Here is a 24,769-nt window from a genome sequence, read left to right on the forward strand (position 1 = left end):
GACACTCGCGCATAAAGGAACGATGGCTGCGGGGTAGGCTTATCGACCAAACTGGAGGCGCCTGATGGGCAAGAAACAATTCGCCGCGTTGCCGTTCATGCTGAACAATTCCGAATTGCGCGTGATGCTGATCACGACCAGGCGCAAGCGCAGGTGGAGTGTCCCGAAGGGATCGCCGATGCGCAAGACGGAGCCGCACCGTACGGCTGCGCTCGAGGCGTACGAGGAGGCCGGTCTCGTCGGCGTCACCGCAAAGCGCGCGCTGGGCTCCTTCAAGCATCGCAAGCGGAAGGGTGATCGCAAGCGGACCATGAACGTTGCCGTCTTTCCCATGAGGGTCCACGGGCAGGAGCGCTGGTGGCCGGAAAAGGGAGAGCGTGAAGCAATCTGGGTCTCGCCGAAGACGGCGGGCCGTCTGGTGCACAAGGCGCAGCTTCGTCGTCTGATCGCCCGCTTCGCGGCGCAGACGGAGAAGACCGCCTCCTCACCGCTGAGCGATGGCATGGCTCCAGGAACCCGCGTCTCGTCCAGTTATTCAAGGTAGATGAACCAGCAACCGACCGGACTCGCATTCGAGGAGCGACCGCCTCATGAGGTCTTGGCCGCGGCGATCAAGCGACGCTGCGCGATCCTGTTCGTCGGGGCCGGCGTCTCGATGGCTGTCGGCCTGCCGTCCTGGCAATCTCTGATCGACCATCTGCTGGATGACCTTGGACTTGAGCGCGACGTGATCGCTGGGATGCACGGCGGCTATCAGATGCTGGCGGAGTACTACCGGCTGAAGCGCGGCGGAATCGGCCCGCTCCGCAGCTGGCTCGACCGCAACTGGCGCGTCGACCCGGACAGGATCGCGGCCTCACGGCTCCACCGGCTGATCGTGGAGCTCGATTTTCCGACCATTTACACCACGAACTACGACCGCAACCTCGAGACGGCCTTCGAGGTCCTGGAAAAGCCCTATGCCAAGATCAGCAACGCAAAGGACATTGCAAGCGCCCGTTCCGGCGTCACGCACATCATCAAATTTCATGGCGACTTCGACGACGATGCCTCGCTCGTCTTGGCCGAGACCGACTTCCTCAACCGGCTCGCGTTCGATTCGCCACTCGATATCCGGTTTCGCGCCGATGCCTTGGGCAGCACGCTGCTTTTCATCGGATACAGCATGTCCGATCCCAACATTCGGCTCCTGCTGCATCGGATTTGGCAGAGTTGGGATGAGTCCGGGCACCGCCAGGACCGACCGAGGTCCTTCGCGTTCGTCACGCAGCGCAATCCGGTGCAGGAAGCTGTATTGGCGAACTGGGGCATCACCACCATAGCGCCGCCTGACGGCGTCAGCCCAGATGATGGTGTCAGCCAGTTTTTGCTGGACATCCGCCGGCGTATCGAGCGAGAGAGCTAAAGCGGTCCCTGGCGCGCCTTGAGCGTTTGCTCTGCTGCCGCGGGGCCGCTCGGCTCAGCGGCGGGATCGGTCAGAAGGAGGATCGATGACCAGTCCGCACCTGGGCCGGTCACCGATATCCCCTATATCGCCGTGCATAGGCATAGCGAGGATTGACGCCGCAATAGGCGTGCGTTCCCGATGCAGTCGCCATGCACTGAGCGTAACTGGCGAACTGGCAGTTGCCCGGATAGCCCCAGACGCGGCCCTGAAGGCAGTAGCGGTCTTGTGCGACGGCCGCCGTTGGGGAGCCGAGGCCCGTCACGAGCGCGAGAGAGGCGGCGGCCAGGAGCAATCGATGCTTCATGGAAATCTCCATTTCAACATTGAACGTGCCTCGTGAAGCGGCGTTCCAAGTGCAACGTTTACCGACTCCTCTAATTGCGACCTGAACGCGATGCGGCCCCGGCGAGGAGAGGATCTCACCGAGGCCGCTCTCATGCGCGCAACAGCAAGGGCGCGCTTTGGAGGATTGCTAACCGCGAACCGCTAGCGACGCGGCGTGGCGCCGTTGGACGGTGGGGTCGTTTCGTTGCGCATGCCGGAAGGACTGGAAGCACCTTGTCCGCCCCGCTCGACATGGGTGATGCCGCCGCCGCCGCCGGTTCCGCCTGAGCCGCCATCTCCAGCTCCAGCACCGCCTGCGCCTGCGCCTGCGCCGCCAGCCCCGGCACCAGCGCCCGCGCCGCCGCCAGCGCCGCCTCCGGCCCCACCACCGGCGCCGCCTGCGCCACCACCGGCGCCACCGCCAGCACCTTGCGCGAACGCTGCGCCGACTGAAGCGCCTGCAAGCATTGCTGCCGTAAAGATCGTCAGGATTGTCTTACGCATCTGTCTTCTCCTTGAGGTTTCGATGTCGGATCAATCATGTGAAGCATCCACCGTTCCTAGCCGTGCAGCGTGATCAAGCTCTGTCGTCGACGACTCCGCGTCGATATTGCGAAGGCACGGCAACTTCGTCGAACCGTTGGGCGAGAGCATCGAGAGCCGCGCGCATCTGCGGCCCCTGCATGGCCGCGCCGTGCCCCGTGACGACGATCTCCGGAGCGAGTGCGGCAAGTGCGCGCACCGATGTCTTGGCGCTTCCCCAATCGGGGGTGAAATACATCGGGGGCCCGTGCATCTCCGGCGTTTGCGTCACTGCGGCGTAGACGGATTCCTGCCGCGTCGTGATGAAGGCATCGCCGGCAATCAGCACGCGGTCGCGTTCGCGCCAGAGCGAGATATGCCCTGGGGTATGGCCGGGGGTATGGATCCACTGCCATTCCGGCATGAAGGGCACGCTGTGATCACAGGGAAGATCATAAAGGCGCGATGCGACATCCACCGGCTTTGTCGGGAAGAGCGGAGAGAGCCGAGCGAGCAGCCCGCCACCGACGCTGGGATCGGCCGACGGATAGGATTGGCTTCCGTCCAGATAGGGATGCTCGGCCGCATGGGCATAAACCGGCACGTGCCATTCATTCCCTAGCGTTTCGAGCACGCCGACGTGATCGAAGTGCCCATGCGTCATGACAATGCAGGAAGGCCGGCCGTTTCCTCCAAACCGGGCTTTCGCGGCGGAGCGGATGGCGCCAGCCGATCCGGGAATGCCGGCGTCCACCAGCACCCAATTGCCGTCGCCGGCGTTTTCGAGGCCAACGAAAATGACGTTGACGATCGCGAGCTGACGATAGGCGACGTCAGCGACGATCTGCCGCGTGTTGTCATTGCGGTCGAGGTCGGATTGCGCGTGCTCCGCGTCGGCGGAAGAGGGAAGCGGGATCTGCGTCATGTCCATTCAAGTCCGAGTTGGTCAGCTCACTAGCGCTCGATTGTGCCGATCCGCCGGATCTTCCTCTGAAGCAGCATCACGCCGTACAGCAGCGCCTCCGCGGTCGGCGGGCAGCCGGGCACGTAGATGTCGACCGGCACGACACGATCGCAGCCGCGCACGACCGAATACGAATAGTGGTAGTAACCACCGCCATTAGCGCACGACCCCATCGAGATGACGTAGCGTGGCTCGGGCATCTGGTCGTAGATCTTGCGAAACGCCGGCGCCATCTTGTTGGTGAGCGTGCCCGCGACGATGATCACATCCGACTGGCGCGGCGATGCGCGCGGCGCGAAGCCGAAGCGTTCGGCGTCGTAACGCGGCATCGACATCTGCATCATTTCGACCGCGCAGCAGGCGAGCCCGAACGTCATCCACATCAGCGACCCGGTTCGCGCCCAGGTGATCAGCTCCTCCGCGCTCGCCGTGAAGAAGCCCTTGTCCGCAAGATCGTCGCGGATCGTCATGAAGAACGGATCGGAAGTGTTGTCGGGCCGTCCCTCGCCGGGCCGGCCAAGTCCGGGCCGGCCAAGTCCGGGCCGCCCAAGCGAAGCGCCTGAGCTGCCGACGTGCGGAGAGCTGTCTGTCATTCTTGTCCCTAAGCGCTGCGGCCGTTTGGCGATGCGACCACACGTTCGGGAAAACAGTCATTTGCATGCCGCGTTCCTGCGGCGGTAGCGGGATTTGTGTTCTGTTATCGCAGGTTAGCTTCGGGTCCGGCGGCCGGAACCCAGCGTCGGCGTGACGGATCACTCTAGGAACGATCCACCGAAACTGCGGTTGGCGGCGACAAGGCCGGTGAAATGGAGAACATGAAATGACGAACGCAGCCCGCGATACATTCGTGGTTGGATTACGCAATGCGCATGCGATGGAAGTGCAGGCGCGAGAGTTGATGGAACGTCAGTCGGAACGATTGGACGAATATCCCGAGGTCAAGGCCAAGGTTGCCGCCCACCTTCAGGAAACCAACGAGCAGCTGAAGCGGCTGGAGAGATGCCTGGAAGCCTGCGGGGAGAGCACCTCCAGCCTCAAGGATACGACGCAATCCATGATGGCGAACATGCAAGCCATGGCACACTCTGTCGCCGGCGACGAGATTCTCAAGAACACATTCGCCAACAATGCCTTCGAGAATTTCGAGATTGCTGCATACAAGTCTTTGCTCGCCCTCTGCGGCGCCGCTGGGTTCGCGGAGGCCAAGGAGCCTCTTGAGACGTCGCTGAAGGAGGAGCAGCGCATGGCCGCCTGGATCGACTCGAACGTCGAGAAGGTGACAATGGAATATCTGGCGCATCAGCGCCAGGCGGCCTGATCGCACTCCACACCCACCACGGCGAGACCGGCGGCTTCGGCCGCCGAGTCCGCCTGCGGTCATATCGGCTCGCAGGACCGGAACCCTCTTATCCACGTTTGGCTGTAATGGCGCACATCATTTTCAGTGACTACCGTAGTCCCGCTGCCGAACAGGCCTATGAGATCGCGTGGGACTTTCTGGCCCGCAGCGGGGCGATCCACGATGAGTTCGAGGCGTGCGTGTTTCTGGCCCAGCGCATCACCATGATGGTCGAGGAAGGCCAGGAAAACCGGATCCGGATGGCCAATCGCGCGATCTCCGAATACCAGTACCATCTCGAGAACTTCTGCAAGCCGGCCCGTGGCGCGGCTGCTTCACGGGCTTGAGAGCTCGCGCGGGTTCCGCGCGTTCCTCGGCTCGTTCTGCCCTTTACTGCCCATCGGCGATCGTTAGCTGTCCGCGTGCCCCGGTACGTCCGCTCCTGCGCGGTGCAATGGCCGGAACAAGTGCCGGCGCTTCCCCGGCCATGCGCATGGCGAAATAGGCGATCGTCGCCTTGAGACCGTCTTTGAGCGCCACGCGCGGGCGCCATCCCAGCGCGCGAACGGCTGTGTCGATCACTGGTTTGCGGCGCTTTGGATCGTCCTTCGGCAACTCCTCGAATCGGAGCGGCGAGATTGACTCCGTATACGCCAGCACGTCGCGCGCAATAGCCTCGATGGTGACCTCGTGGGGATTGCCCAGATTGCACGGACCAGTAATCGAGGATGGACTCTCCATGAGCAGCTGGAGGCCGCGCACGAGATCGTCGACGAAGCAGAAGCTCCTGGTCTGCGTACCACCTCCATAGATCGTGATCGGCTCTCCGCGAAGCGCCTGCACGATGAAGTTGGAGACCACGCGTCCGTCATTCTCCAGCATACGCGGTCCGTAGGTGTTGAAGATGCGCGCGACCTTGATTTCGACGCCGTACATGCGATGGTAATCGAACATCAGCGTTTCCGCAGCCCGCTTGCCCTCGTCGTAGCAGGCCCGGGGCCCGATCGGATTGACGTTGCCGAGATAGGTTTCCGGCTGGGGATGCACTTCGGGATCGCCGTAGACCTCGCTGGTCGATGCCTGCAGCACCCGGGCGCCTTTCCGTTGCGCGAGCTCCAGCATGTTGATGGTGCCGAGCACGCAGGTCTTCATCGTGCCGACTGGATCCTTCTGGTAATGCCTGGGTGAGGCTGGGCAGGCAAGGCTGTAGATCCGGTCGATGTCGCCCTCGATCTCGATGGGATCGCGCACGTCGTGTTCGATGAAGCGAAAATTCGGATGATTGAGCAGCGGGCGGATGTTGTCGATCCTTCCCGTAAACAGGTTGTCGAGGCAGATCACAGTGTGACCGCGCTGCAAAAGCGCATCGCAGAGGTGGGATCCGATGAAGCCGGCGCCGCCGGCCACCAGAACGGTGGGAGAGCGGCGGGACGCGTTGATGCGGGTCTGAACTGTCATGTGCTGCCTTTCAGATTTGAGCGACCTGCATGGGACGCGAGGCGGGAAGTTGCGGGGCTTTCCGCCGGCGGCGGACCGACGCCTCGGCGTAGTAGGTCTCGACTTGCCGGGCGCGGTGGTCGGAGGTGTGGTCAGCCAGAACGCGGCGCCGTGCGTTTTCCGCGATCGTGCGCCTTTGCTCCTCGGGCATGTCGCGCAGGATCTCCACGACGTCGCGGGGGCTCGATGCGAGCAGGATTTCCCGGGAAGGCTCGAAGACGGTCTCGATTCCAGGCCACCGGTCCGAGATGACGGGCGTGCCGCACGCGGCCGCTTCGAACAACCGAACGCTGGGCGAGAAGCCGAGCGCGCGCATGTCGGCGCGGGTGGCGTTTAGCGTAAAGCGTTGCTCTGCGTAAAATCCCGGATGATGTTTGGGCGTGAGGTGCTCGATCCGGGCGACATTGGCGGGCCAGACCACCTCATCGGGATATTGCGCGCCGGCGACGACGAATTGCTCGCGTGAGAGAGTGCGAGCAGGGGCGAGCAGCAGCTGCTCCAGAACCGGCTGCCGGTCCTCGCTGTAGGTTCCGAGATAGCCAAGTGCCCATTTCTTCTCCGCGCGTTGCGGCGCGTAGATGTCGGTGTCGGCACTGCAATACAGCACCCGAGCCAGCGGACTGCCATAGTTCTCCTCGATCATGCCGGGCACCGGGCCGCCAGCAAAGGATAGGTAAAGGTCGAAGCGCGGGATCATCGCCGCGGACAGATAGTCCAGGCCCTGCTCGAGCTTCGCAAGCGTGACAGGCGTGTCGATGTCGTAGAAGGCAGTAATCCCCCGGGCGTGGGTCGTGATCCATTCGGAGATCGCGATGCCGTCGGGCACGTAGGAGCCGATGACCACCAGATCGGCATCCCGGATCATCTTTCCGAAACGCTGCGGGATGTCCTTCAAGGATTGGTAAAGCTCGACAGTCCAACCGGAAGGCTTGGCAAGATCACGATGCTCGCGATACCAGGGGACGTCGCGTTCCAGAAACGTGACGTGGTGACCTCGTCGTGCCAGGGCTTCGATCAGGGCGCGATAGGTCGTGGCATGACCGTTGCCCCAGGACGAAGTAACCGAAAGACCGACGACGACGATGGTGAGGTTCATTCTGCTGCCTCGATTCGCGAACTGCTTGCGGCAAAGAGATCGTTGAACTGGCGGGCGCGCTGCCGGTAGGTGTGATGGCTCAGAATGCGCGCACGAGCGCGCGCTGCGATCGCCTGAGCCCGCTCGGGGCGCAGTGCGGCAAGATGCTCTGCGACCTCCGCCCCGCTCGCGGCCACCAGCACCTCGCGATCTGGCTCGAGAAAATGATCAATGCCGTCCCACTGGTCGGTGATCAGGCAGGCTCCGGCACCGATGGCCTCGAACACGCGCGTTGGCGGCGAGAAGCCGTAGCGCGCCATGCTGTCGCGATTGACGTTCAGCGTAGCCAGACCGGAGCCGAAGAACGCGTTGTGGTCGCCGGTCCCGACATGCCCGACCTTATGCAGATTGGATGGCGTGTCTTTGGAGTCCCACCCCGATCCACCGAGCACGAACGTTTTGTCGGGCAATTGGCGCGCGACGTCGAGAAAGAACCGCTCGACGCGCTGCTCGCGGTCCGGGAGGCGGTTTGCCAGCAAGCTCAGATCGCACGTGAAGTGTGGATTGGGCGGCGCCGGAAAGTGCGTGGCGGGGTCGAGCGCATTGTAGATCGGCACGCAGTCTCTCGCGCCGATGCCGCGATAAGCGGATACGACAGCATCGCCGCCGCCATAGGTCAAAACCATGTCGTAGGATCGGATCGCATGGCGCAGATGATGGTCTGAATTGTCCGCCACGGACTCCAGCGTCGCGGGGGCATCGACGTCCCAGTAGATGCGCATTGCATTCGACGGAATGTCGGCGACCGCGTTCTCTAGCTCCCGATCGAAGACGCCGACGCCGCTGGCTTTGACCAGCATGTCGGTCGAGCGGGCGGCTTCCTCAAGCGAGCTACGCCAGCCCTCGGGCGTCGCGGCGTAGACCACCACCTTCGCCCAGTCGGGATCGTCGATGTCGCGATGGGCCTGGCGCTCGAAGGCATCGGGCTCGAAGAATGTGACGTCGTGGCCGAGGGCCGCAATCTCCTTCAGCATGCCGCGGTAATAGGTGGCGGCACCGTTCCAGTAGGATGAGACGAGGCTGGATCCGAAGAAGCAGATCTTCATGCGGAGGCTCCGATGTATCGCAGGGGCTGTGTCGCGTGGCTTGAAGCCCTGAGGTCCTGCACGATGCCGACAAGCTGCTCCGCCCGGTGACGGCAGGTGTGACGCTCCTTGATCGCTCGGAGTCCAGTCTCCACCGTGGCTGACCATAATTCCCGGTCATCGAGGAGCGCACGAAGCGCCCGCTTCATTGCGGTGCCGTCGGAGGCGCTGAGATAGGCACCTTCCGGGAACAGGCCTTCCGCGTCCGACCAGGGGGCCGAGACCAGTGGAATGCCGCACGCCATCGCCTCGAAGATGCGAATGGTCGGAATGCCCGGTAGCAAGCGGACATAGGGACCGCGGGGGACGTGGACAGTCGCGCGTGCGCCGGCGAAAGCGATGGGAGCCCAGTGTGCGGGCAGCCAGCCGCCATACCGAATGCCCCCCGCCTGAATGGTCGCGAGGGCTGCGTCCGAATAGCGGACGCCATAGACGCCCGCGCGCAGCTTCAGCTCGGCCACGGGTTCGACCAGAAATTCGTTGAGCTCGGCGCTGCGTTCGCCGTCGCCCCAATTGCCGATCCAGACGACATCGTCGGTGCGCTCGATATGCGGCAGCGGATGATACAGGGCGATGTCGGCCGCCTCGTGCCAGGTGAAGGCTCGGTCCGCCCAGCCGAGCTTCAGATATATTTGGCGAAGGACCTCGCCGAAGGCGAGCACACCGTCGAAGCCGTCGAGGTCAAACTGCGCGAGTTCGTCCGGTGCGCTGACGGCGCGATGATGGGTGTCGTGGAACAGCAACGTGAAGGGCGCGCCGTGAGCCCGTCTCGATCCGATGTCTGCGATCAGATCAGGCGAATTCCATTCGTGGACGATGACGAGATCGGCGCCGTGCAACGCCTCATCGAGATCAAGGGAGGCGTCGTAGCGGCGGATGCCGATGCCGGGAAACAGCGTTGGAATATCCTCCATCGTCTGACTGCCACCCTCGCGGATCGCATTCAATCGGCTCCAGCCGTCGATCGGCTCGAACACGACGACCTCATGACCGAGCGCGTGAAGTTCGCGGGCATAACCGCGCACGAAATGGGCATTGCCGTTGTTCCAGCAGGAGGTGAACGCGTGATAGAATAGAACGCATTTCATGCGCGTACCTCCATGGGGGCAGGCGCGTGATGGACGGCAAGCAGCTCCTCGTAGAGGCTGAGATAGGCGCTCGTGGTTCGGGTCAGCGAGTAGGTCAGGGAATGCTCAAAGGCGGCACGTTGCAGCCTCACCCGCTCGCGATCGTCGGTGCACAGACCTGCGAGCGCTCGATGCAGCGCCTTGCTGTCGGTGGGATCGACGAAGAGCGCGGCCCCGCTCCACAATTCCCTGAAAGTCGGAATGTTGGACAGGACGAGAGCGCATCCCGCCGCCGCGGCTTCCAGAACGGAGAGGCCGAACGGCTCATAGAGCGCGGGGCTGGCGAAGATGGCGGCCTGCTGCAAATGCGCGCGCATGACTTCGTGAGGCAAATGCCCGAGCCAGGTGACGGAAGCCGAAGGGCACTCATCCGCCGGGCCCGCGACCTGAACGGGCCAGTCCAGCCCAGGCGCTGCAGCCGCCAGGACCTCGATGTTCTTGGCGCGGTCCCAGATCCGGCCCGCCGCAAAGATCACGTCTTGCTTCCGTCCCGCAAAGCCCTGAGGGCCAATTCCATTCCAGATCACGATGCCGCGCGAGCGAGGCCGATAAATTTCCGCAATGTCATCGTGGAAGGACTGGCTGGGACAAACCCATGCCTGTGCCGTGTCGAGTGCGGCCGTCACCCGTTCGGTGTAGCGGCGCCATTTCGGTTCGCCGAGCCAGCTCGTATCGCGGCAGGCGAGCCCCCAAGAGTTGACGCAGGAATGCGCGACGACCACCACCGGAACGCGCCAGGCGAAGGTCGCCTCGCGAAAACTGTTGAGGTGAATGACGTCAGGCCGGATTCCGGCTTCGAGCTTCGCAAGGACGCGCCTGGCCTCGGCCAGATCTTGTCCTTCCGGGTCCTGCCATTCGAGCGCAAGGTCCGTTTCGATCAGGCGGACCCGCGAGCCACGCAGCATCTCAAGCTGGCCGGCCCGCGCGCGCGGACCCATCGTCACCAGGGTGACGTCGGCGCCCTTCGCAGCAAGGGACGAAGCAAGTGAGGACGAGTAGGTCCAGACGCCTCCGACAGTATCGGTCGTCATCAGGATTCTGAGCTGCGAGCTGCGGCTCATGATGCCACCTGCAGTTCGAGAGCCTCGAGCGGGACCGGGCGATCGTTCTGCACGTCGCTGAACTGGTCGAACATCGCGAGATAGTGCCGGTGTGCGCGCTCCCAGGCGAAATCGTCGGGCTCGCCCCACAGCTTTCGATAATCCGGCGACCCGGGATAGGGATACAGCGGGACCGGATCGTTGGCCCAGATGCCGGCATCCTGCATGGTGCGGCGCCAGCGCTGCACGATGGGATCATCGTCCTCGGGGACTTCGATTAAATTAGCCTGCACGAAGGGAACGTGACGGCGCGCTTCGACCAGCCGTTCGGCAAGCTGGTCGGTCGTCATCTTGCAGTTCTTGGCGAGCGCGGCGCGACCCTCGACGGTGAGGCTTTCGATGCCGGCTTCAATCGAGACGCAGCCGGCGCGGCCGAGCAGAGCCAGCATGTCCGGCTTCCAGAGGTCGATGCGGGTCTGCACCCCGAACTTCAGTCCGCGTGTGGTCAGCCCTTCCAGCAGCTCCGCGTTCGGAAGGAAAATCTCGTCGATGAAATAGACATATTCGATGCCTTGACGGCGCAGACCGTCGATCTCTTCGAGAACGATAAGGGGGGGCCGCTTGCGGTAGGCGTTGCGAAAGTTCTCCTTGGCGCAGAACGTGCAGTTGTACGGACATCCCCTGGATGATTCGACCTCGGCGCCTGGCGCCTGCGGCTCGGCTTCGAAGCGGTGATGGTGATGGTGGTGTCGCCGGATCATCTCCTCCGGCCAGTCGAGCGGCGGCTGATCCTTGAACGCGACGGCCTGCGGGCCGCCATTGACGCGGAGCGATACGCCATCGGCAAAGCACAAGCCCGGAAAGTCCCGTTCGCCATCGGCTAGACGCAGCAAGGACGCCTCGCACTCGCCCATCACGACGATGTCGGTGCCGAGCTTTCGAAGCGCCGCCCTTGGCACGGTCGAGCCATGGGGGCCCACCGCGATGAGGATCGGAGCGAAGTCGCGCACCGCCATCGCAAGCTCCTGCGGAACGCGGAGCTCGGGAGGGGCGCAGCGCCAGAACAGATAGGTCGGCGCTGTCGTGATGACGATCTGGTCGGGGCCGAACGCGCGCAGCTCGGCTTCGATCTCGGTGAGAGAAAGGTCAAACATGTGGGCGTCGAGCAGCAGCGTCTTGTGCCCGGCCGCCTTCAGGTAGTGCTCGGAGATCCCCAGTTCGAGCGGAAGGTGAGGCGATCGGCAGCCAAAATAGATGCTGCCGCCAAAGTCCCAGTTTGGGTTGATGAGGGCAACACGCGTCATGCGAGCGCCTCGCGGTTGTCTTGTGACGATCCGAACCGGCCGTCCAGCCAGGTGTGAAGGGATCGGAGTCCGTCTGCGAATGAAATCTGAGGTGCCCAGCCGAGCGCGCTGGAGAGCGCGCGCGTGTCGGTCACGTACCAGGGCTGATCGCCGGGCCTCCAATCGGCAAAGCGATAGGCCACCTTGCGGCCGGTCAGATCGGTGATGCGGTCGATCAATTCCAGCAGACTGATCGCGTTGGCCGGACCACCGCCGAGATTGAATACGCGCCCACGGGCGAGCGCGATGCCATCGAGCACGGCGAGCCAGGCCGCGGCCGCGTCGGAGACGTGAAGCGCATCGCGGACCTGATGGCCGTCGCCATAGATCGTCAGCTCTTTGCTGCGGATAGCGCTGAGCAGGAAATGCGCGATCCAACCCTGATCCTCGGTGCCGAATTGACGGGGCCCGTAGATGCAGCTCATGCGCATTACCACGGTCTGGAGGCCGTAGACCCGCGCATAGTCGTGGACGTATTGATCCGCCGTTCCCTTGGAGCATCCATAGGGGCTGTAAAAGTCGAGCGGCGCATTTTCCGAGATGCCGGCCGCCAGCAGGCCGCTTTTCGGCGTGTAGCGGCGGCCGGTGAGCGCGATGTCGCCATCATCGATCAAGCGTCCGTAGACCTTGTTGGTCGAGGCGAACACGATCGGTGCGGCGTTGTTGTGGAGGCGCACGGCTTCGAGCACGTTCAATGTGCCACGCGCATTGATCTCGAAATCGGCGGCCGGATCGCTCACGCTGTCGGTGACGGCGACCTGGGCGGCCAAGTGCAGCACGGCGCGGGCTTCGCGTACAGCGTCGATCACCGGGATCGGCTCGCGAATGTCGGCCACGGTGATTGTGACCCGGTCGCCATGCCGGGACTTCAGCCACTGCGCATTCTCCCGCACGCCGGTGCGGGCGAGGTTATCCAGGATCAGCACCGGCTCGCCGCGCTCCGCGAGGCGGTCGGCGAGGTTGCAGCCGATAAACCCGCAGCCGCCGGTGATCAGGACGGGTCTGTTGTCTCGTTCACTCATCACGCGACCAATCCTCGTTGCTGCAGCTCCTTGGTGGCTCGCTCCGCCTGATCGTCGGCGATCTGGTCGGCGAGATATTCCGCCAGCTCTTCGAGCCCGTCCCTGAATGCGACGCGAGGCTCGAAGCCGAGCACGTCGCGGGATTTTCCCATGTCGGCGAAGCAGTGCCGGATGTCCCCGGCGCGATATTTCCGCGTCAGCTCGGGCGCAATGTCGCGGCGCCCCATGACCTCGGCCAGGTCTTCCGCGACCGACAGGATTGTGCGGCTCTGGCCCGAGCCAATGTTGAAGACGTCCTGCGCCTGATCCGTCTCCAGCGCCATCCGGCAGGCGCGGGCGACGTCATGGACATGGACGAAGTCGCGGCGCTGCCGGCCGTCCTCGAAGACGAGGGGAGGACGGCCGTTGAGCAGCCGGGCGGCAAAGATGGCCAGCACGCCGGTATAGGGATTGGACAGAGCCTGACGTGGCCCGAACGCATTGAAGAAGCGTAGCGCCACCGTCGGAATGCCATACGCCTTGCCTGTGATCAGGCACATGCGCTCCTGCGCATATTTGTTGAGCGCATAGATCGAGCTCAGCGAAGGCTGCTTTGTCTCCGGCGTAGGGACGGGATCGAGCGGGTTGCCAGCGGCATCGCGCAGCTCCCAATCGCCGCGGCGAAGCTGCTCGACCGCCCGCTCCTCGCACGCGACCACGCTCTGATCGGCGCTCCGGTAAAGGCCCTCGCCGTAAATACTCATGGACGAGGCCACCACGAGGCGCGCGACCGGGCGCTTGGATAGAGCCTGCAACAGCACGGCGGTACCGAGCTCGTTGGTTCTGACGTAGGGTTCGATGTCGTACATGCTCTGGCCGACGCCGACCGCTGATGCGAGATGCAGGACCATGTCGGTGCCGCGCAACGCATGATCGACCGCGAGAGCGTCGGTGACGTCACCGACGACGAGCTCCGCGTCTTTGGCAAGATAGGCGGGACGCTGGCGGTTGCCTCCGTGGACCTGCGGCGAGAGATTGTCGAGCAGGCGGACTTCGTAGCCGGCCGCCAACAGCGCGTCCGCTGCATGCGATCCGATGAATCCCGCACCTCCAGTGATCAATACTCGCGTCATTCACCGCTCCGGGCCGCCGTGAGATCGATCCTACGGGATCAATCCGTGATGAGAATGAAAGCGCGCTGCTGTTCTGGTCGAGCGACCGGCGCGCCAGTCACATTTGGAAGTAGAAGCGGTGCAAGGAATGTTCGTTCCTGCGAAACCTACAAACGAAAATTTCTCTAACCTGGATCAATAACCCAGGTGAATCAGCCGGTGCACCGAACTAAAAATGCACGCCGTGAACCGGCGCCTGCAGGTCGAGATGCCTTGCGACTGTCGCGCCAACGTCCGCAAATCCGGCGCGCTTGCCGATTGGAGAAGTTGATCGCGTGCTCCATGCCAAGATCGGCACTTGTTCCCGGGTGTGATCGGTACCGCTCCAGGTGGGGTCGCAACCATGATCGGCCGTGATGACCAGCAAATCATCCTTGCGCAGGCGGTTCAAAAGATCCGGAACGCGGGCATCGAAGGCTTCGAGCGCCGCTGCATAGCCTGCCACATCTCGGCGATGGCCGTACAGCGTGTCGAAATCGATGAAATTGGCGAACAACATCCCTCCCTCCGCGAGAGAGGCCAGCCCGTCGAGCGTGGCGTCGAACAGCGCTTGGTTGCCATCGCCGCGCAGGTTCCTCCCGGTGCCGCGATGGGCGAAGATGTCGTCGATCTTGCCGATCGTAACGATGTCACGGCCTGCGCTCTCGGCAAGATCGAGGATCGTTCGCTCCGGCGGCGGGACAGAGAAGTCCTTCCTGTGCGCTGTTCGCTTGAAGTCACCTGCCGACGTGCCGATAAAGGGGCGTGCGATGACGCGCCCGATGTTGAGGGGGTCGACAAGTCGGCGGGCAACGCGGCAGACCTCATAGAGGCGTTCGAGACCGAAAGTCTCCTCGTGCGCTGCGATCTGAAACACGCTGTCGGCCGATGTATAGCAGATCGGTTCGCCCGTTCTGATGTGACGCTCGCCGAATTCGGCGATGATCTCCGTGCCGGAGGCGTGACAGTTCCCGAGGATGCCGGGCACTCGAGCCTGTTCGCACAGGTTCTCCGTCAGGTCGCGCGCGAAGCATGGTTCGGTTCTTGGAAAATAGCCCCAGTCGAATGGCACCGGCACACCGGCGATCTCCCAATGGCCCGAGGGCGTGTCCTTGCCTTTGGAGATCTCGCTCGCGCAGCCAAATCGCGCATGCTCAGTTCGGCCATCGAGCGCCGGCGGCACGCGCCCGGTGGCGAGACGGCAAGCCTGGCCAAGGCCGAGCTCAACCAGATTGGGAAGCTGAAGCGGCCCCTCCCGGTGCGGTCCGTCGGCATTGCCGGCCATGCACATGTCGGCAATGTGGCCGACGGTATCGGCACCCTCGTCGCCGTAATTGATGGCATCGGGCGCGGCGCCAATCCCGACGGAGTCCATCACCAGGATCAGGGCACGCATGTTGGCTCCGAGACGGCCGGGCGCGAAGACGCTGCGGACGGCGCGAGCCCGGTTTTCGCGCAATAGCGTTCGACCATCTGTGCGCAGAAATCCGCGAACTCGTTCACGTCGAGCGGCGGGCTGGTGTGATGAGGCTCGATACCCCGATGTTCGGGGGTGAAGCAGAAGGTCACCGTGACCTGAAACTCGGCCAGCGCGTCCATCTGCCGATCGAACCAGGCGAGCGCATTGGGACGGAAGCTGTCGGCCCAGGACAGGCCGGTCCTGAGATGCTGCACGCCGAGCCGGCGCATCCAGCGCACGGCGTCATCCAGGCGGTGGTCCTCGAAATGAAACCATTGGCACAGGCCCATCGCAGGCGCATATTGGCTGAACAGGCCCGCGGCAGCTTTCGGCGTGCCGTCCTCGCGTAGCAGGCCCATGTGAAAATGCCTGTAGTAGGATGAACCTTCAGCCTCCTTGTGCCGGGTCGTGGCCTCCCAACTCGAAGGCAGATCGTAGAGGCTGTACCAGTGAATGCGCGGAGCGCGGCCGATCAACAACTCCGCCGTTCGGGTCAGGCCCCAAGCCTGCACCTCCTCGGCGCCGAAAGACGAGACTCCCACCTCCGTGACCCAAACAGGCAGCGGGGTGACGGCCTTGATCTCGTCGATCTTGGCCGGCCATTCCGCGATCTGCCACAGGTTCCAGTCCAGCGGAAAGCCGTGCACGGCCACGGCATCGACATGATCGAGTACGCCGCGCGCCTGCATGTTGCGCAGGAAGGACGGATCGATCGGCGATATGCCGCCAAGCACACGTGGGAGTGTGGGATGCGCGCTGCGGATCGCCTTTCCGGCAGCGAGCGACAGGCTCGCGAACATGGTCCAATCCGGATCGATCAGGATGTCCCAGTGCGACTTGTTGTTGGGCTCGTTCCAGATCTTGGCGGCTTCGATCATCGGCCAGTCTCCCGCGACGGATAAACCGGACCTTCCGCCTGCGGCCTTGTCACCCGTTTGCAGAGATAGACTTCCTCTTCCGGATGCGCCGCGATCGCAAAGCCGGCGCTGCGCAGCATGGCTTCGGCGCAGGCGCGGTTCGGCACCCACCAATTGGTGGGGTCGTCGGCATATTTGTTCTCGATGAAGTGCAGCTTTGGATAGCCCAGGGAATCGAACTGATCGGTGGTCCAGAAGTCATAGTTCTTGTCGAGGGAATCCACGCGGCTGTCGCCGCGCTGCATCGACTGGAACAGCAGGAGATCGCCAGCCACGTGCTCGTGGATCAGGTCGAGTGCCAGCAGAGGGTGCCGCAGGTGGTAGAGCACGCCCATGAAGATCACGAGATCGAATTTTTCGCGCAGCTGGCCGACATCATAGGCTGACATCTTGCGGAATTCGATCCTGAGCCCGTTCACCTCGGCCGCGAAGCGGGCTTGCGCGAGGTATTCGTCGTCGGTGTCCAGGCCGAGGACGCGCTCGGCGCCGCGCCGCTTCATCTCCATGGCGTAGAAACCGGCATTGCAGCCGATATCGAGCACGGTCTTGCCTTCGAGGCGGTCCGGAATGATCCCGGAAAAGCGGCGCCATTTCACGTTGGGATAGTCGCCGAGAAAGTGTGAAGGCGCTGTCGGCACGCCGTTCAGGTCCAGATTGTGAAACCATGGCCCGAGCGCATCGACGCGCTGGCGGATTTCCTCGCGGGAGAGGGCGCCTCTGCTCATGCGGTCACTCCATTGTTCATTGCGGAGGCAGGGCGGATTGCCTCCGGCGAACCGCCGGCCAGCAGTCGAGAGCGTCCGTTCCCGGCGGAGCTTTCCGCGAGCAACGCCATTGCCGTCCGGTAGCCATCGATGGTGCCGACGTCGACATAGGATTCGCCGGCCTTGACGCCGAGACCCTGGCCGCCGCCCGCGATGTAGGCATTGACGAGCGTCCCGAAATATTCATCGCGGCGGTCGCGCTTCGTCCACAACGACTGAAGCTCGCGAAATCCGTGGCCGGACATCTTGAAGGCGCCCCATATCCATTTCGACACCGCATCCGGCTGCTTGACCTGGATCTCCGTGACGCGATCGCCGTCGAGCACGACGGCATCGAAGAACTCGGGATGTTCGACCGGAAACAGCAGAAACGACAGGTCGGCGGCCGGCAACGCCTGCAGGGCCGCCTTTGGGAACCATACGGTATCCGGAAGGCCGACCAGGACGTCTTCGTCGTGGCCAACGACCGTGCCCGCCCTGAAGACGGCATCGCACAGCCCCGACGCATCGGGCTGCACGACATAGGCGAGCTGGGCGCTGCCATAATGATCGCCGAAATATTCGAGGATGTCCGATTTGCCGGGGGAGATCACGAAGCAAATCTTGTCGGCGCCCCCAAGGATCAGCCGCTCCAGCAGATATTCGGAGACGGCGCACGGACGGTCGATGCCGTCGTCCCGTTGGCTTCCGACCGGAAGCAACTCCTTGGAGAAGGCGAGCGGCTGGATGCGGCTGCCGCGGCCCGCGGCCGGAACGATGCCCCACATGATCAGGCCTCCTCGGGTTGCTGTCGGCGCGCGCCGAGCGATGCCGTCTGCTCGAGCAGCCAAATCAGTTCGGCTGCGCGCTTGTCGGATGTGTGCTGATCCATGGTCCGTTCATAGGCGCGCCCGGCAATGTGCTGAAGCTCGGCGTCGGCCATCGTCAACGCAGCAAGCGTGTCCTTCGCATCGCATGCGATCAGGATCTCCTGCCCAGGTACAAAGAATTCATCGAGTCCCGGCCAGTCGTCGCTGAGCAGCGGGGCCTTGCAGGCAGCGGCTTCGAACAGGCGGCCGGAGGGGCACCAGCCCATCTCGGCCATGGCGCGGCGCGTGACGTTGAGTGTCAGCCGGGATGACGCAAAGAACGCCGCGTGCTCCGACGGCGGCAAGTGCTGCACGAAGTAGATGTTTGGCGACCAGGGAAAATCTTCCGGATATTGTGCACCTCCAATCAGGAAGCGCAGATCCTGCCTGTTACGTGCGGGTTCGACGAACAGAGCCTCGAGTGCGCGCTGGCGATCCCGCGAATATGTGCCGAGATAGGACAGATCCGCACGGTAATGCGGCTGCGACGGCACCGGCCGATGGATGTCCGTATCGACGTGTCCGTAGAGCGGGCGGACGTTGCAGGCGCCGAGCCTGTCGCGAAATTCGTTGCAGATGCGGGAGCCGCCGGTGAAGCTCAGGACCAGGGCGAAATCCCGCAGGCCGCGCGGCCCGATATAGGGAACGGCCTCGCCGGCCATCAGCTTCGTCAGCGTGACCGGCGTGTCGAGGTCATAGAACACGGGCACCGCACGACCCTCGGACAGGACAAGCTCTGTCGCGGCGATCGCGTCGGGACAATAGGACGTTATGATCGCGACATCTGCATCACGAATTTCGCTCCGCGCCAAAGGCAGCACATCGTCCCAGTTCGAGAACAGTCGCAATTGCCCGCCGGGCAGTTCGTGCAAATCCCGCGCGCCCGCGTAGTAGGGCACGTCGCGCTCGAAAAAGACGACGCTGTGGCCGGCTCGCGCGAGATGCTTGCAAAGCCCTCGCCACAGGGTGGCGTGACCGTTGCCCCAGGACGAGGAAATTGTCAGGCCGAAAATGACGATCTTCACGCTGGCACCCGCTGATTGATCCCGGTGATCTTGAGTCCGCGATTGTCCACGCTGAGGGTGCTGACGCTGCCGGGGTCGATCTCGATCGAGAGGAAGTCGTCGAGCTCTTTCCGGGAATAGTGCAGCAGCGCCGCGCGGATCGGTTCGGCATGGCTGACGGCGACGACGACGGTGCCGCTACCATGATCGTTGCGCAGCTGCTCCAGATGGGCGACGACGCGCTTCTGAAGCGACCGCATGCTTTCGCCCCCCGGCGGGCGGTTCGTTCCGCGTTGTTCGTTCCAGCGCGACCAGCGGGGATCCCGGGCGAGCGCCTCGAACGACAGTCCGGTCCATTCGCCGTAGTCGAGCTCGTCGAGTGCCGGCACGATCTCGACCGGCAAGCCGAAGCGCGCCGCCAGGATGCAGGCCGACTGCATGCAGCGCCGCTGCGGGCTCGACTGAACCATGCTCGGCGGGGGCGTGAAAGTATCGGCGCATCGCGCGATTTCCTCGCAGCCGAGATCATCGAGCTCTACGCCCTTCATCCGGCCACAGATCGTGCGGCCGAGCAGGGCATGATGCCCGTGGCGGATCAGATGAATGATCTTCGCCATCAGGTATACGCCTTGTCGTCGATGAAGGCGCGCGTTCGCCGTCCGGCCTCTTCGTCCGTGAACTGCTGAGGCGGCGACTTCATGAAATAGCTCGAGGGGCCCGTCAGCGCGCCGGCCTGCCCGCGGTCCATGGCGAGCTTGGCGCAGCGGACCGCGTCGATCACGACACCCGCCGAGTTCGGGGAGTCCCAGACTTCGAGCTTGACTTCCGCGCTCAAGGGAACACCGCCGAACGTGGTGCCCTCCAGGCGGATAAAGGCCAGCTTGCGGTCGGTCAGCCACGGCACATGGTCGCTCGGGCCGACATGGATATTATCGGCATCCATGGGCACGTCGAACTGGCTGGTTACGGCTTGGGTTTTGGAGATCTTCTTTGATGTCAGCCGCTCGCGCTCGAGCATGTTCTTGAAATCGGTGTTGCCGCCGACGTTGAGCTGGTAGGTTCTGTCCAGCCGTACGCCTCGTTCACGGAAGAGATTGGCGAGCACACGGTGCAGAATGGTGGCGCCGACCTGGCTCTTGATGTCGTCGCCGACGATCGGCAGGCCTGCATCCTCGAAACGCCGCCGCCAGTCGGGATTCGAGGCAATGAAGACGGGGATGCAATTGACGTAGCCGCAGCCGGCCTCGATCGCGCGCGCGGCGTAAAATTCGCTCGCACGCTGCGAGCCGACGGGAAGATAGGACACAAGCACGTCCGTGCGCGAGGTCGCGAGCACTTCGGAGACGTCGGCTTCCGGGACATCCGCAATCGGGACGTCGTCCTTGAGATAATGGCCGACGCCGTCCATGACGGGGCCGCGTTGGACCATGACGCCGGTGGGGGCGACGTCGGAGAAGCGGTGCGTGTTGTTCGGCGCTGCGAAGATCGCCTCGGCCACGTCGCGTCCGACCTTGCCGGCATGGACGTCGAAGGCCGACGCGACCTGAATGTCGCTGATGTGGTAGCCGCCGAGATCGGCGTTCATCAGCCCAGGCACCGGTTCATTCGATTTGGCGTCCCGGTAATAGGAGAGCCCTTGAACGAAGGAGCTCGCACAATTGCCGACACCGACGATGCCGACGCGCACGCGCCGCCTGTCCTGAAGACGAGAATGCATGGCTAGAGGCCCTCCGGAAGACGTGCAGCGTTAAGGCATGCAGTGTTGAAGAGATGCAGTGTTGACGTAAGTACGTCGGCGAACGTGGGGAACGTATGTTCGTTCCTGAACTCACTGCACTATGTCCGCCTCACGTCGGATTCCGGCCGAAAAAATCTCGCGCGCTTAACTTGGGATAGAATCCCGGGCGGGTTGGTGGGAACGAAAAGCTTCCATGATGAAGATGAAGAAGATGATGTTTTGAAGAGAGTCCGGCCTACGAAAGAACAAATGCTCGCGCCCGGCGTTCACGGCGAAACAGTCCGACGCGAGGGCCGATCCGTCGCTCGCTCCTTGTCAGCAATCGAGGTGTCACATGTCATCCAAATCACAAACCAGCGAAGCCCAGCAGACCACCAGCCATGATGTGATCCGGAAATGGGCGGAGGAGCGCGGCGGAAAGCCTGCGACGGTCAAGGCCACGGAGGAGGACGGACACGCCGGTATCCTGCGCATCGATTTCGATCCGCCCGACGAAGGTCTCGATCGGATCAGCTGGGACGAATTCTTCGCCAAGTTCGACGAGGCCGGCATTGCCTTCCTCCATCAGGACCAGACCAAGGATGGTAAGCCGAGCCGCTTTCACAAATTCGTGCGGCGCTAGTTGGATCACCACGTGTCGGGCAGCTGGACCGAGGCGATGCGGGCAGGCGACTTCGAACGCGCCTGGGCAATCAATGACCGCGATCTGGCAATGCTTGCGTATCCACCCAAGCACACCGGGCCGCGTCACCTGCAGCGGATCTGGCGTGGTGAGGAACTGAGGGGCAGGGATGTGCTGGTCCGCTGCTACCACGGGCTCGGCGACACTATCCAGTTCCTGCGCTTCATGCGGCCGCTTCGTGACGTCGCGCGCCGCGTCACGGTCTGGTGCCAGGGCGAGCTTCTGCCGCTGGTCGAGCGAGCGGCTGGCGTCGATCGGGCCTTCGCGCTCCATGATGGTGCACCTGAGGTCGACTTCGAGGTCGATATCGAGATTATGGAGGTGCCGCATGCCATAAGGGCGAGGCGAGAGCAGGTCGAGATGCGCGCACCTTACCTGTCGTTGCCGACCAAGGTCGAACCAGCGCTCCCGCAAGACCGAGGTCTCGAACTCAGGGGCCTTGCCGTGGGCCTGGTTTGGGAAGTCGGCAATTGGGACAAGCGGAGGACCGTTCCGCCGTCCCTGTTGGGACATCTTGCCGTTCCCGGCGTGACGCTCTGCTCACTGCAACGCGGGGCCCGAACGTGGGAACTGGCCGAGATCGGCGCGAGGGACGTCAGCACGCCTGACGTTACGGTTCTCGGTCATCTCCTCCAGCGGCTCGATCTCGTCATTTGCGTCGACACTATGGTGGCCCATCTCGCGGCAGCACTCGGCTGTGAGGCGTGGGTCTTATTGCATGCGGATTGCGACTGGCGCTGGCCGGCATCCGAGGCCCATTCCCTTTGGTATCCGAGCCTGCGGCTGTTTCATCAGAGGACACCAGGCAACTGGGATAGCGTCCTTGAAGAGGTGCGGGAGGCCCTGATTGCACGCTCCGCAAGTCTCCAAGGTGTCGTCCGAAAGGAGCTCAAGCGAGCGCAAGGTCCGCCGTAAGTGGCCTGAGACGCGAGGACGACGCATCGTCGCGGCTGGACGAAATGCTCAGGTAAGTCGGATCGAATCTTGCGAGCCGCACGAGTCCCTGCCAGTCCGTGATCGTTACCGTCTTGCCCTGCCATTGCAGGAGATTGCATCGTCGCAGTTCCTGAATCGTGCGGTTGGCGTGGACCGGGGAGATGCTGCATGCTGCCGCAAGGTCCGATTGGGTGAAGGGTGACGGCAGTCTGAAATCTCTCGCCAAGCCGACGCTTTGCAGCCGGGTGGTGATCTCGCACAGCAGATGCGCCACGCGCGTCAATGCATCACGGCTACCCAGGTTCACTGTCCAGTTGCGCTGAATGGCGTGGGTGGTGAGCAGCATCAGCAGCAATGCGCGAGACATCGCGGGCGAACGCGCGGACAAATCGTGAAAGAAGCGGTGTGGCACGAGAGCGACGATGGCAGGGCCGAGCGCGATCAGGTTGCCGTCAACGCGAGGACGATAAAGCGTGTGTAGATCGGCGATGTCACCGGGAACATGGATTGACGTGATCTGCCCGTCCGCACTCTCTGCATCCTGCCACGACAGATATCCCTGAAGGAGCAGGCAGCACTGGGTGGCATCATCGCCATGCCGCAAAACGGCCTGACGCGAACCGAGATGCGCGATTGTGCTTGCCATGTCCGCGAGCAGGTGGAGATCGTCGGCCGTTACGGGAGTGAGGCTCGCCAACCGGTCGGCGAGCTTGGAGAACGCAAATCCTGCCTGCATTGGTCGCCTAATAACTCAGAACCCGTCCCCAATTTGATCGATGAGAACGACAGAGCGCATTAAACTTTGATAGTTTTACTCCATGCAGGTCATTGTTTGTCTGCCCAGCATGCGCCCAGAAGTGCGAGGGCGATCGGTCAAACGGTTCCGGAATAGTAGACGGCGCATGCGATCGTCCTCAAGGATCGGACGATTCGGGAACCGGAAGCGCGAGTCGCGCTCCGGCGAAGCATCTGTGTTTCTCGCGGCGGGATCCGCGGAGATCGCGCTAGTCATGCTCATACTGTTCCGAGAGAAACTGATTGATCGCGTCGAAGGCCTGCAACCGGTTCTTCTCCAGCAGGACCATGTGCGTGCCTTCGCCGATCTCGACCCGTCGCCGATATCGCGCGGGTTTGTGCGCACTGAAATTGGCGTGCGTGACGCGTGCCCGTGCTCCAGGTCCACGCCGAGGGCACTGGGACGTGCGTATCAGCTGGTCACATGCTCCGCTGTGCGAGATAGACAAGAGGTGCGATTCCGACCGTCCAGGGCCGGTTTGACCCGCTACGGCTCTCGCCGCGACGGCGACGCATCATTTCCTGATCGTCCCCCTATGGAGGCTCGTTCTGAAACTTGACGCGTGCGCAATCAATTGCGTTGTCAGCGTTGCCGCCATCGCGCAGGCGCCAGGCCGAATTCACGCCTGAACGCCCGGCTGAATGCTTCTCCGGATCCGTAACCCACTTCCTCTGCGATTTGGTCGATCGGCTTGCGTGTTTCTCGTAGGCTCACCTTGGCTGCCTGAAGCCGCCAGATGGTCAGATACCGGATTGGTGGCACCCCGATCAGGGTTGTGAAGCGGTCGACGAAGGCGCTCCGCGACATCGAGACTTCTCTCGCAAGGGACTCCGCGGACCACGGCAGCCCGACGTTATGATGAATGGAGGCGAGCGCGCGTCCGATTTTCGGATCGGCAATCCCCTTCAGCCATCCTCCATCTTGATCGGTGTATGTCACGGAATATTGCCGCATCGCCTCTACGAACAGCAGTTCGGAAAGCCGAGACATCAGGTTTGACGAGGCGAACCTGCCGGCCGTCAGTTCGCCGGCTGCATATCGCACTGAAGCCTCGATCCAGTCGCGTGCGACCCCCTCGCGAATGTCGAGCTTCAGCACTCTTGGCAGGGCCGCGATCAACGGATTATAGGTTTCCTCGCTGCCGAGAAAACCGCACACGATTTGCGCCGGCTCACCGCCTCCGCCGTGCATAATTTTTGCCAGCCCCCCATCCGGTGACGGCTGAATGAGATGACGCGCGTTTGTCGGTACCAGACCCGCGTCGCTGGCGAGTGTATGAACATCGTTTCTGGGCAGCAGTACGATCTCGCCGGCCCGCACCTCGACTGTAGGTTCGCTGTCGACGCTGAGCAGAAATTTTCCGGCGATGACGAAGTGGTAAGCGATCAGCAGCGAGGGCTTGACCGCGAAGGTCACGCAGTCCTCAGCGACGATCTGCGTATGGACGCTCCACGGCGCGGTGAACCGCGCATCCAGAAAAATGCCGCCGGTCAGGCGAACCGATCGAAGCACTTCCGATAGCGGATCGATCATTAGGCTAATCTCAGATTTGGACGATCGGTCAACTGATCCGGCTGGGCGATCATTCACCGTGGCGGTCCCCGCGCTTATACGGGGCTCATGAATGAACTGCCAAGCAACCGATTCCTC

27 protein-coding genes are annotated in these 24,769 nt (G+C 63.1%); 6 read left to right on the plus strand and 21 right to left on the minus strand.

Annotated features, from left to right (window positions below; translation table 11 throughout):
* The first annotated feature begins 64 nt into the window (after window positions 1-64).
* Both ACFQX9_RS33690 and ACFQX9_RS33695 read left to right on the plus strand, forming a co-directional pair.
* Complete coding sequence (locus ACFQX9_RS33690) at window positions 65-544, plus strand: NUDIX hydrolase (RefSeq protein ID WP_085348964.1); 480 nt, start codon at window positions 65-67, stop codon at window positions 542-544.
* Complete coding sequence (locus ACFQX9_RS33695) at window positions 545-1,405, plus strand: SIR2 family protein (protein ID WP_377791649.1); 861 nt, start codon at window positions 545-547, stop codon at window positions 1,403-1,405.
* 109 nt (window positions 1,406-1,514) lie between these two features.
* Here the strand turns inward: ACFQX9_RS33695 and ACFQX9_RS33700 are convergent, their stop codons facing one another.
* The 4 genes from ACFQX9_RS33700 to ACFQX9_RS33715 form a co-directional block, all read right to left on the minus strand.
* Entirely contained in the window at window positions 1,515-1,751 is a 237-nt protein-coding gene (locus ACFQX9_RS33700) for a DUF3551 domain-containing protein (protein WP_083926601.1), read from the minus strand.
* 182 nt (window positions 1,752-1,933) lie between these two features.
* Window positions 1,934-2,275 carry a hypothetical protein gene (locus ACFQX9_RS33705; RefSeq protein WP_247473888.1) on the minus strand — a complete coding sequence of 114 codons (342 nt, stop codon included), beginning with the start codon at window positions 2,273-2,275 and terminating at the stop codon, window positions 1,934-1,936.
* Between the two features lie 73 nt (window positions 2,276-2,348).
* Window positions 2,349-3,218, minus strand: coding sequence for an MBL fold metallo-hydrolase (locus tag ACFQX9_RS33710; protein ID WP_166517552.1), 870 nt, complete (start codon window positions 3,216-3,218; stop codon window positions 2,349-2,351).
* A 29-nt stretch (window positions 3,219-3,247) separates the two neighbouring features.
* Window positions 3,248-3,850 (minus strand): NADH-quinone oxidoreductase subunit B family protein, encoded by a 603-nt coding sequence (locus ACFQX9_RS33715; RefSeq protein WP_085348967.1) that lies wholly within the window; start codon window positions 3,848-3,850, stop codon window positions 3,248-3,250.
* A gap of 227 nt (window positions 3,851-4,077) precedes the next feature.
* Between ACFQX9_RS33715 and ACFQX9_RS33720 the strand changes: the two genes are divergently transcribed.
* Window positions 4,078-4,575, plus strand: a complete 498-nt coding sequence (locus ACFQX9_RS33720) for a ferritin-like domain-containing protein (RefSeq protein WP_026234016.1) — start codon at window positions 4,078-4,080, stop codon at window positions 4,573-4,575.
* Between the two features lie 107 nt (window positions 4,576-4,682).
* Complete coding sequence (locus tag ACFQX9_RS33725) at window positions 4,683-4,943, plus strand: hypothetical protein (protein WP_085348969.1); 261 nt, start codon at window positions 4,683-4,685, stop codon at window positions 4,941-4,943.
* A 43-nt stretch (window positions 4,944-4,986) separates the two neighbouring features.
* On the opposite strand, the gene ACFQX9_RS33730 is transcribed toward ACFQX9_RS33725, so the two are convergent.
* The 15 genes from ACFQX9_RS33730 to ACFQX9_RS33800 form a co-directional block, all read right to left on the minus strand.
* Entirely contained in the window at window positions 4,987-6,054 is a 1,068-nt protein-coding gene (locus ACFQX9_RS33730; RefSeq protein WP_018460378.1) for a UDP-glucuronic acid decarboxylase family protein, read from the minus strand.
* 10 nt (window positions 6,055-6,064) lie between these two features.
* A complete protein-coding gene (locus ACFQX9_RS33735; protein ID WP_247473885.1) occupies window positions 6,065-7,189 on the minus strand; it encodes a glycosyltransferase in 1,125 nt (374 codons plus the stop codon).
* Window positions 7,186-8,274 carry a glycosyltransferase gene (locus tag ACFQX9_RS33740; protein WP_377791650.1) on the minus strand — a complete coding sequence of 363 codons (1,089 nt, stop codon included), beginning with the start codon at window positions 8,272-8,274 and terminating at the stop codon, window positions 7,186-7,188. Before ACFQX9_RS33740 ends, ACFQX9_RS33735 begins: the two co-directional genes overlap by 4 nt.
* On the minus strand, window positions 8,271-9,401 hold the full coding sequence (locus ACFQX9_RS33745) for a glycosyltransferase (RefSeq protein ID WP_377791651.1): 1,131 nt from the start codon (window positions 9,399-9,401) through the stop codon (window positions 8,271-8,273). Before ACFQX9_RS33745 ends, ACFQX9_RS33740 begins: the two co-directional genes overlap by 4 nt.
* Complete coding sequence (locus ACFQX9_RS33750; protein ID WP_377791652.1) at window positions 9,398-10,501, minus strand: glycosyltransferase family 4 protein; 1,104 nt, start codon at window positions 10,499-10,501, stop codon at window positions 9,398-9,400. Before ACFQX9_RS33750 ends, ACFQX9_RS33745 begins: the two co-directional genes overlap by 4 nt.
* The gene (locus ACFQX9_RS33755) at window positions 10,498-11,784 is read right to left on the minus strand and encodes a TIGR04295 family B12-binding domain-containing radical SAM protein (RefSeq protein ID WP_377791653.1); all 1,287 of its coding nucleotides are present in this window, start codon (window positions 11,782-11,784) and stop codon (window positions 10,498-10,500) included. The genes ACFQX9_RS33750 and ACFQX9_RS33755 overlap by 4 nt, the downstream gene beginning before the upstream one ends.
* Window positions 11,781-12,845, minus strand: a complete 1,065-nt coding sequence (locus tag ACFQX9_RS33760) for a GDP-mannose 4,6-dehydratase (RefSeq protein ID WP_085348976.1) — start codon at window positions 12,843-12,845, stop codon at window positions 11,781-11,783. The genes ACFQX9_RS33755 and ACFQX9_RS33760 overlap by 4 nt, the downstream gene beginning before the upstream one ends.
* A complete protein-coding gene (locus tag ACFQX9_RS33765; RefSeq protein ID WP_377791654.1) occupies window positions 12,845-13,957 on the minus strand; it encodes an NAD-dependent epimerase/dehydratase family protein in 1,113 nt (370 codons plus the stop codon). The genes ACFQX9_RS33760 and ACFQX9_RS33765 overlap by 1 nt, the downstream gene beginning before the upstream one ends.
* Window positions 13,958-14,165: 208 nt before the next feature.
* Entirely contained in the window at window positions 14,166-15,371 is a 1,206-nt protein-coding gene (locus ACFQX9_RS33770) for a phosphopentomutase (protein ID WP_377791655.1), read from the minus strand.
* On the minus strand, window positions 15,359-16,312 hold the full coding sequence (locus ACFQX9_RS33775) for a beta-xylosidase (RefSeq protein ID WP_377791656.1): 954 nt from the start codon (window positions 16,310-16,312) through the stop codon (window positions 15,359-15,361). Before ACFQX9_RS33775 ends, ACFQX9_RS33770 begins: the two co-directional genes overlap by 13 nt.
* A complete protein-coding gene (locus tag ACFQX9_RS33780) occupies window positions 16,309-17,076 on the minus strand; it encodes a TIGR04290 family methyltransferase (RefSeq protein ID WP_377791657.1) in 768 nt (255 codons plus the stop codon). Before ACFQX9_RS33780 ends, ACFQX9_RS33775 begins: the two co-directional genes overlap by 4 nt.
* A complete protein-coding gene (locus ACFQX9_RS33785; protein WP_377791658.1) occupies window positions 17,073-17,882 on the minus strand; it encodes a nucleotidyltransferase family protein in 810 nt (269 codons plus the stop codon). Before ACFQX9_RS33785 ends, ACFQX9_RS33780 begins: the two co-directional genes overlap by 4 nt.
* A 2-nt stretch (window positions 17,883-17,884) precedes the next feature.
* Window positions 17,885-18,988, minus strand: a complete 1,104-nt coding sequence (locus ACFQX9_RS33790) for a glycosyltransferase (protein ID WP_377791659.1) — start codon at window positions 18,986-18,988, stop codon at window positions 17,885-17,887.
* The gene (locus tag ACFQX9_RS33795; RefSeq protein WP_085348981.1) at window positions 18,985-19,584 is read right to left on the minus strand and encodes a histidine phosphatase family protein; all 600 of its coding nucleotides are present in this window, start codon (window positions 19,582-19,584) and stop codon (window positions 18,985-18,987) included. The genes ACFQX9_RS33790 and ACFQX9_RS33795 overlap by 4 nt, the downstream gene beginning before the upstream one ends.
* Entirely contained in the window at window positions 19,584-20,684 is a 1,101-nt protein-coding gene (locus ACFQX9_RS33800) for an inositol-3-phosphate synthase (RefSeq protein ID WP_085348982.1), read from the minus strand. The genes ACFQX9_RS33795 and ACFQX9_RS33800 overlap by 1 nt, the downstream gene beginning before the upstream one ends.
* Window positions 20,685-21,039: 355 nt before the next feature.
* Here ACFQX9_RS33800 and ACFQX9_RS33805 point away from each other — a divergent pair, with 355 nt between their 5' ends.
* Together ACFQX9_RS33805 and ACFQX9_RS33810 are read left to right on the plus strand one after the other, a co-directional pair.
* A complete protein-coding gene (locus ACFQX9_RS33805) occupies window positions 21,040-21,327 on the plus strand; it encodes a hypothetical protein (RefSeq protein ID WP_018460363.1) in 288 nt (95 codons plus the stop codon).
* Between the two features lie 12 nt (window positions 21,328-21,339).
* Window positions 21,340-22,302, plus strand: a complete 963-nt coding sequence (locus ACFQX9_RS33810; protein ID WP_240543932.1) for a hypothetical protein — start codon at window positions 21,340-21,342, stop codon at window positions 22,300-22,302.
* Here the strand turns inward: ACFQX9_RS33810 and ACFQX9_RS33815 are convergent.
* Together ACFQX9_RS33815 and ACFQX9_RS33820 are read right to left on the minus strand one after the other, a co-directional pair.
* Complete coding sequence (locus ACFQX9_RS33815; protein ID WP_085348983.1) at window positions 22,277-23,059, minus strand: Crp/Fnr family transcriptional regulator; 783 nt, start codon at window positions 23,057-23,059, stop codon at window positions 22,277-22,279. The two genes, ACFQX9_RS33810 and ACFQX9_RS33815, sit on opposite strands and share 26 nt — an antisense overlap.
* Window positions 23,060-23,701: 642 nt before the next feature.
* Window positions 23,702-24,652, minus strand: a complete 951-nt coding sequence (locus ACFQX9_RS33820; RefSeq protein WP_085395395.1) for an AraC family transcriptional regulator — start codon at window positions 24,650-24,652, stop codon at window positions 23,702-23,704.
* Window positions 24,653-24,769: the final 117 nt, after the last annotated feature.

Origin of the sequence: Bradyrhizobium sp. GCM10028915 (assembly GCF_042666195.1) — a bacterium.
GTDB classification, from domain to species: domain Bacteria; phylum Pseudomonadota; class Alphaproteobacteria; order Rhizobiales; family Xanthobacteraceae; genus Bradyrhizobium; species Bradyrhizobium canariense_D.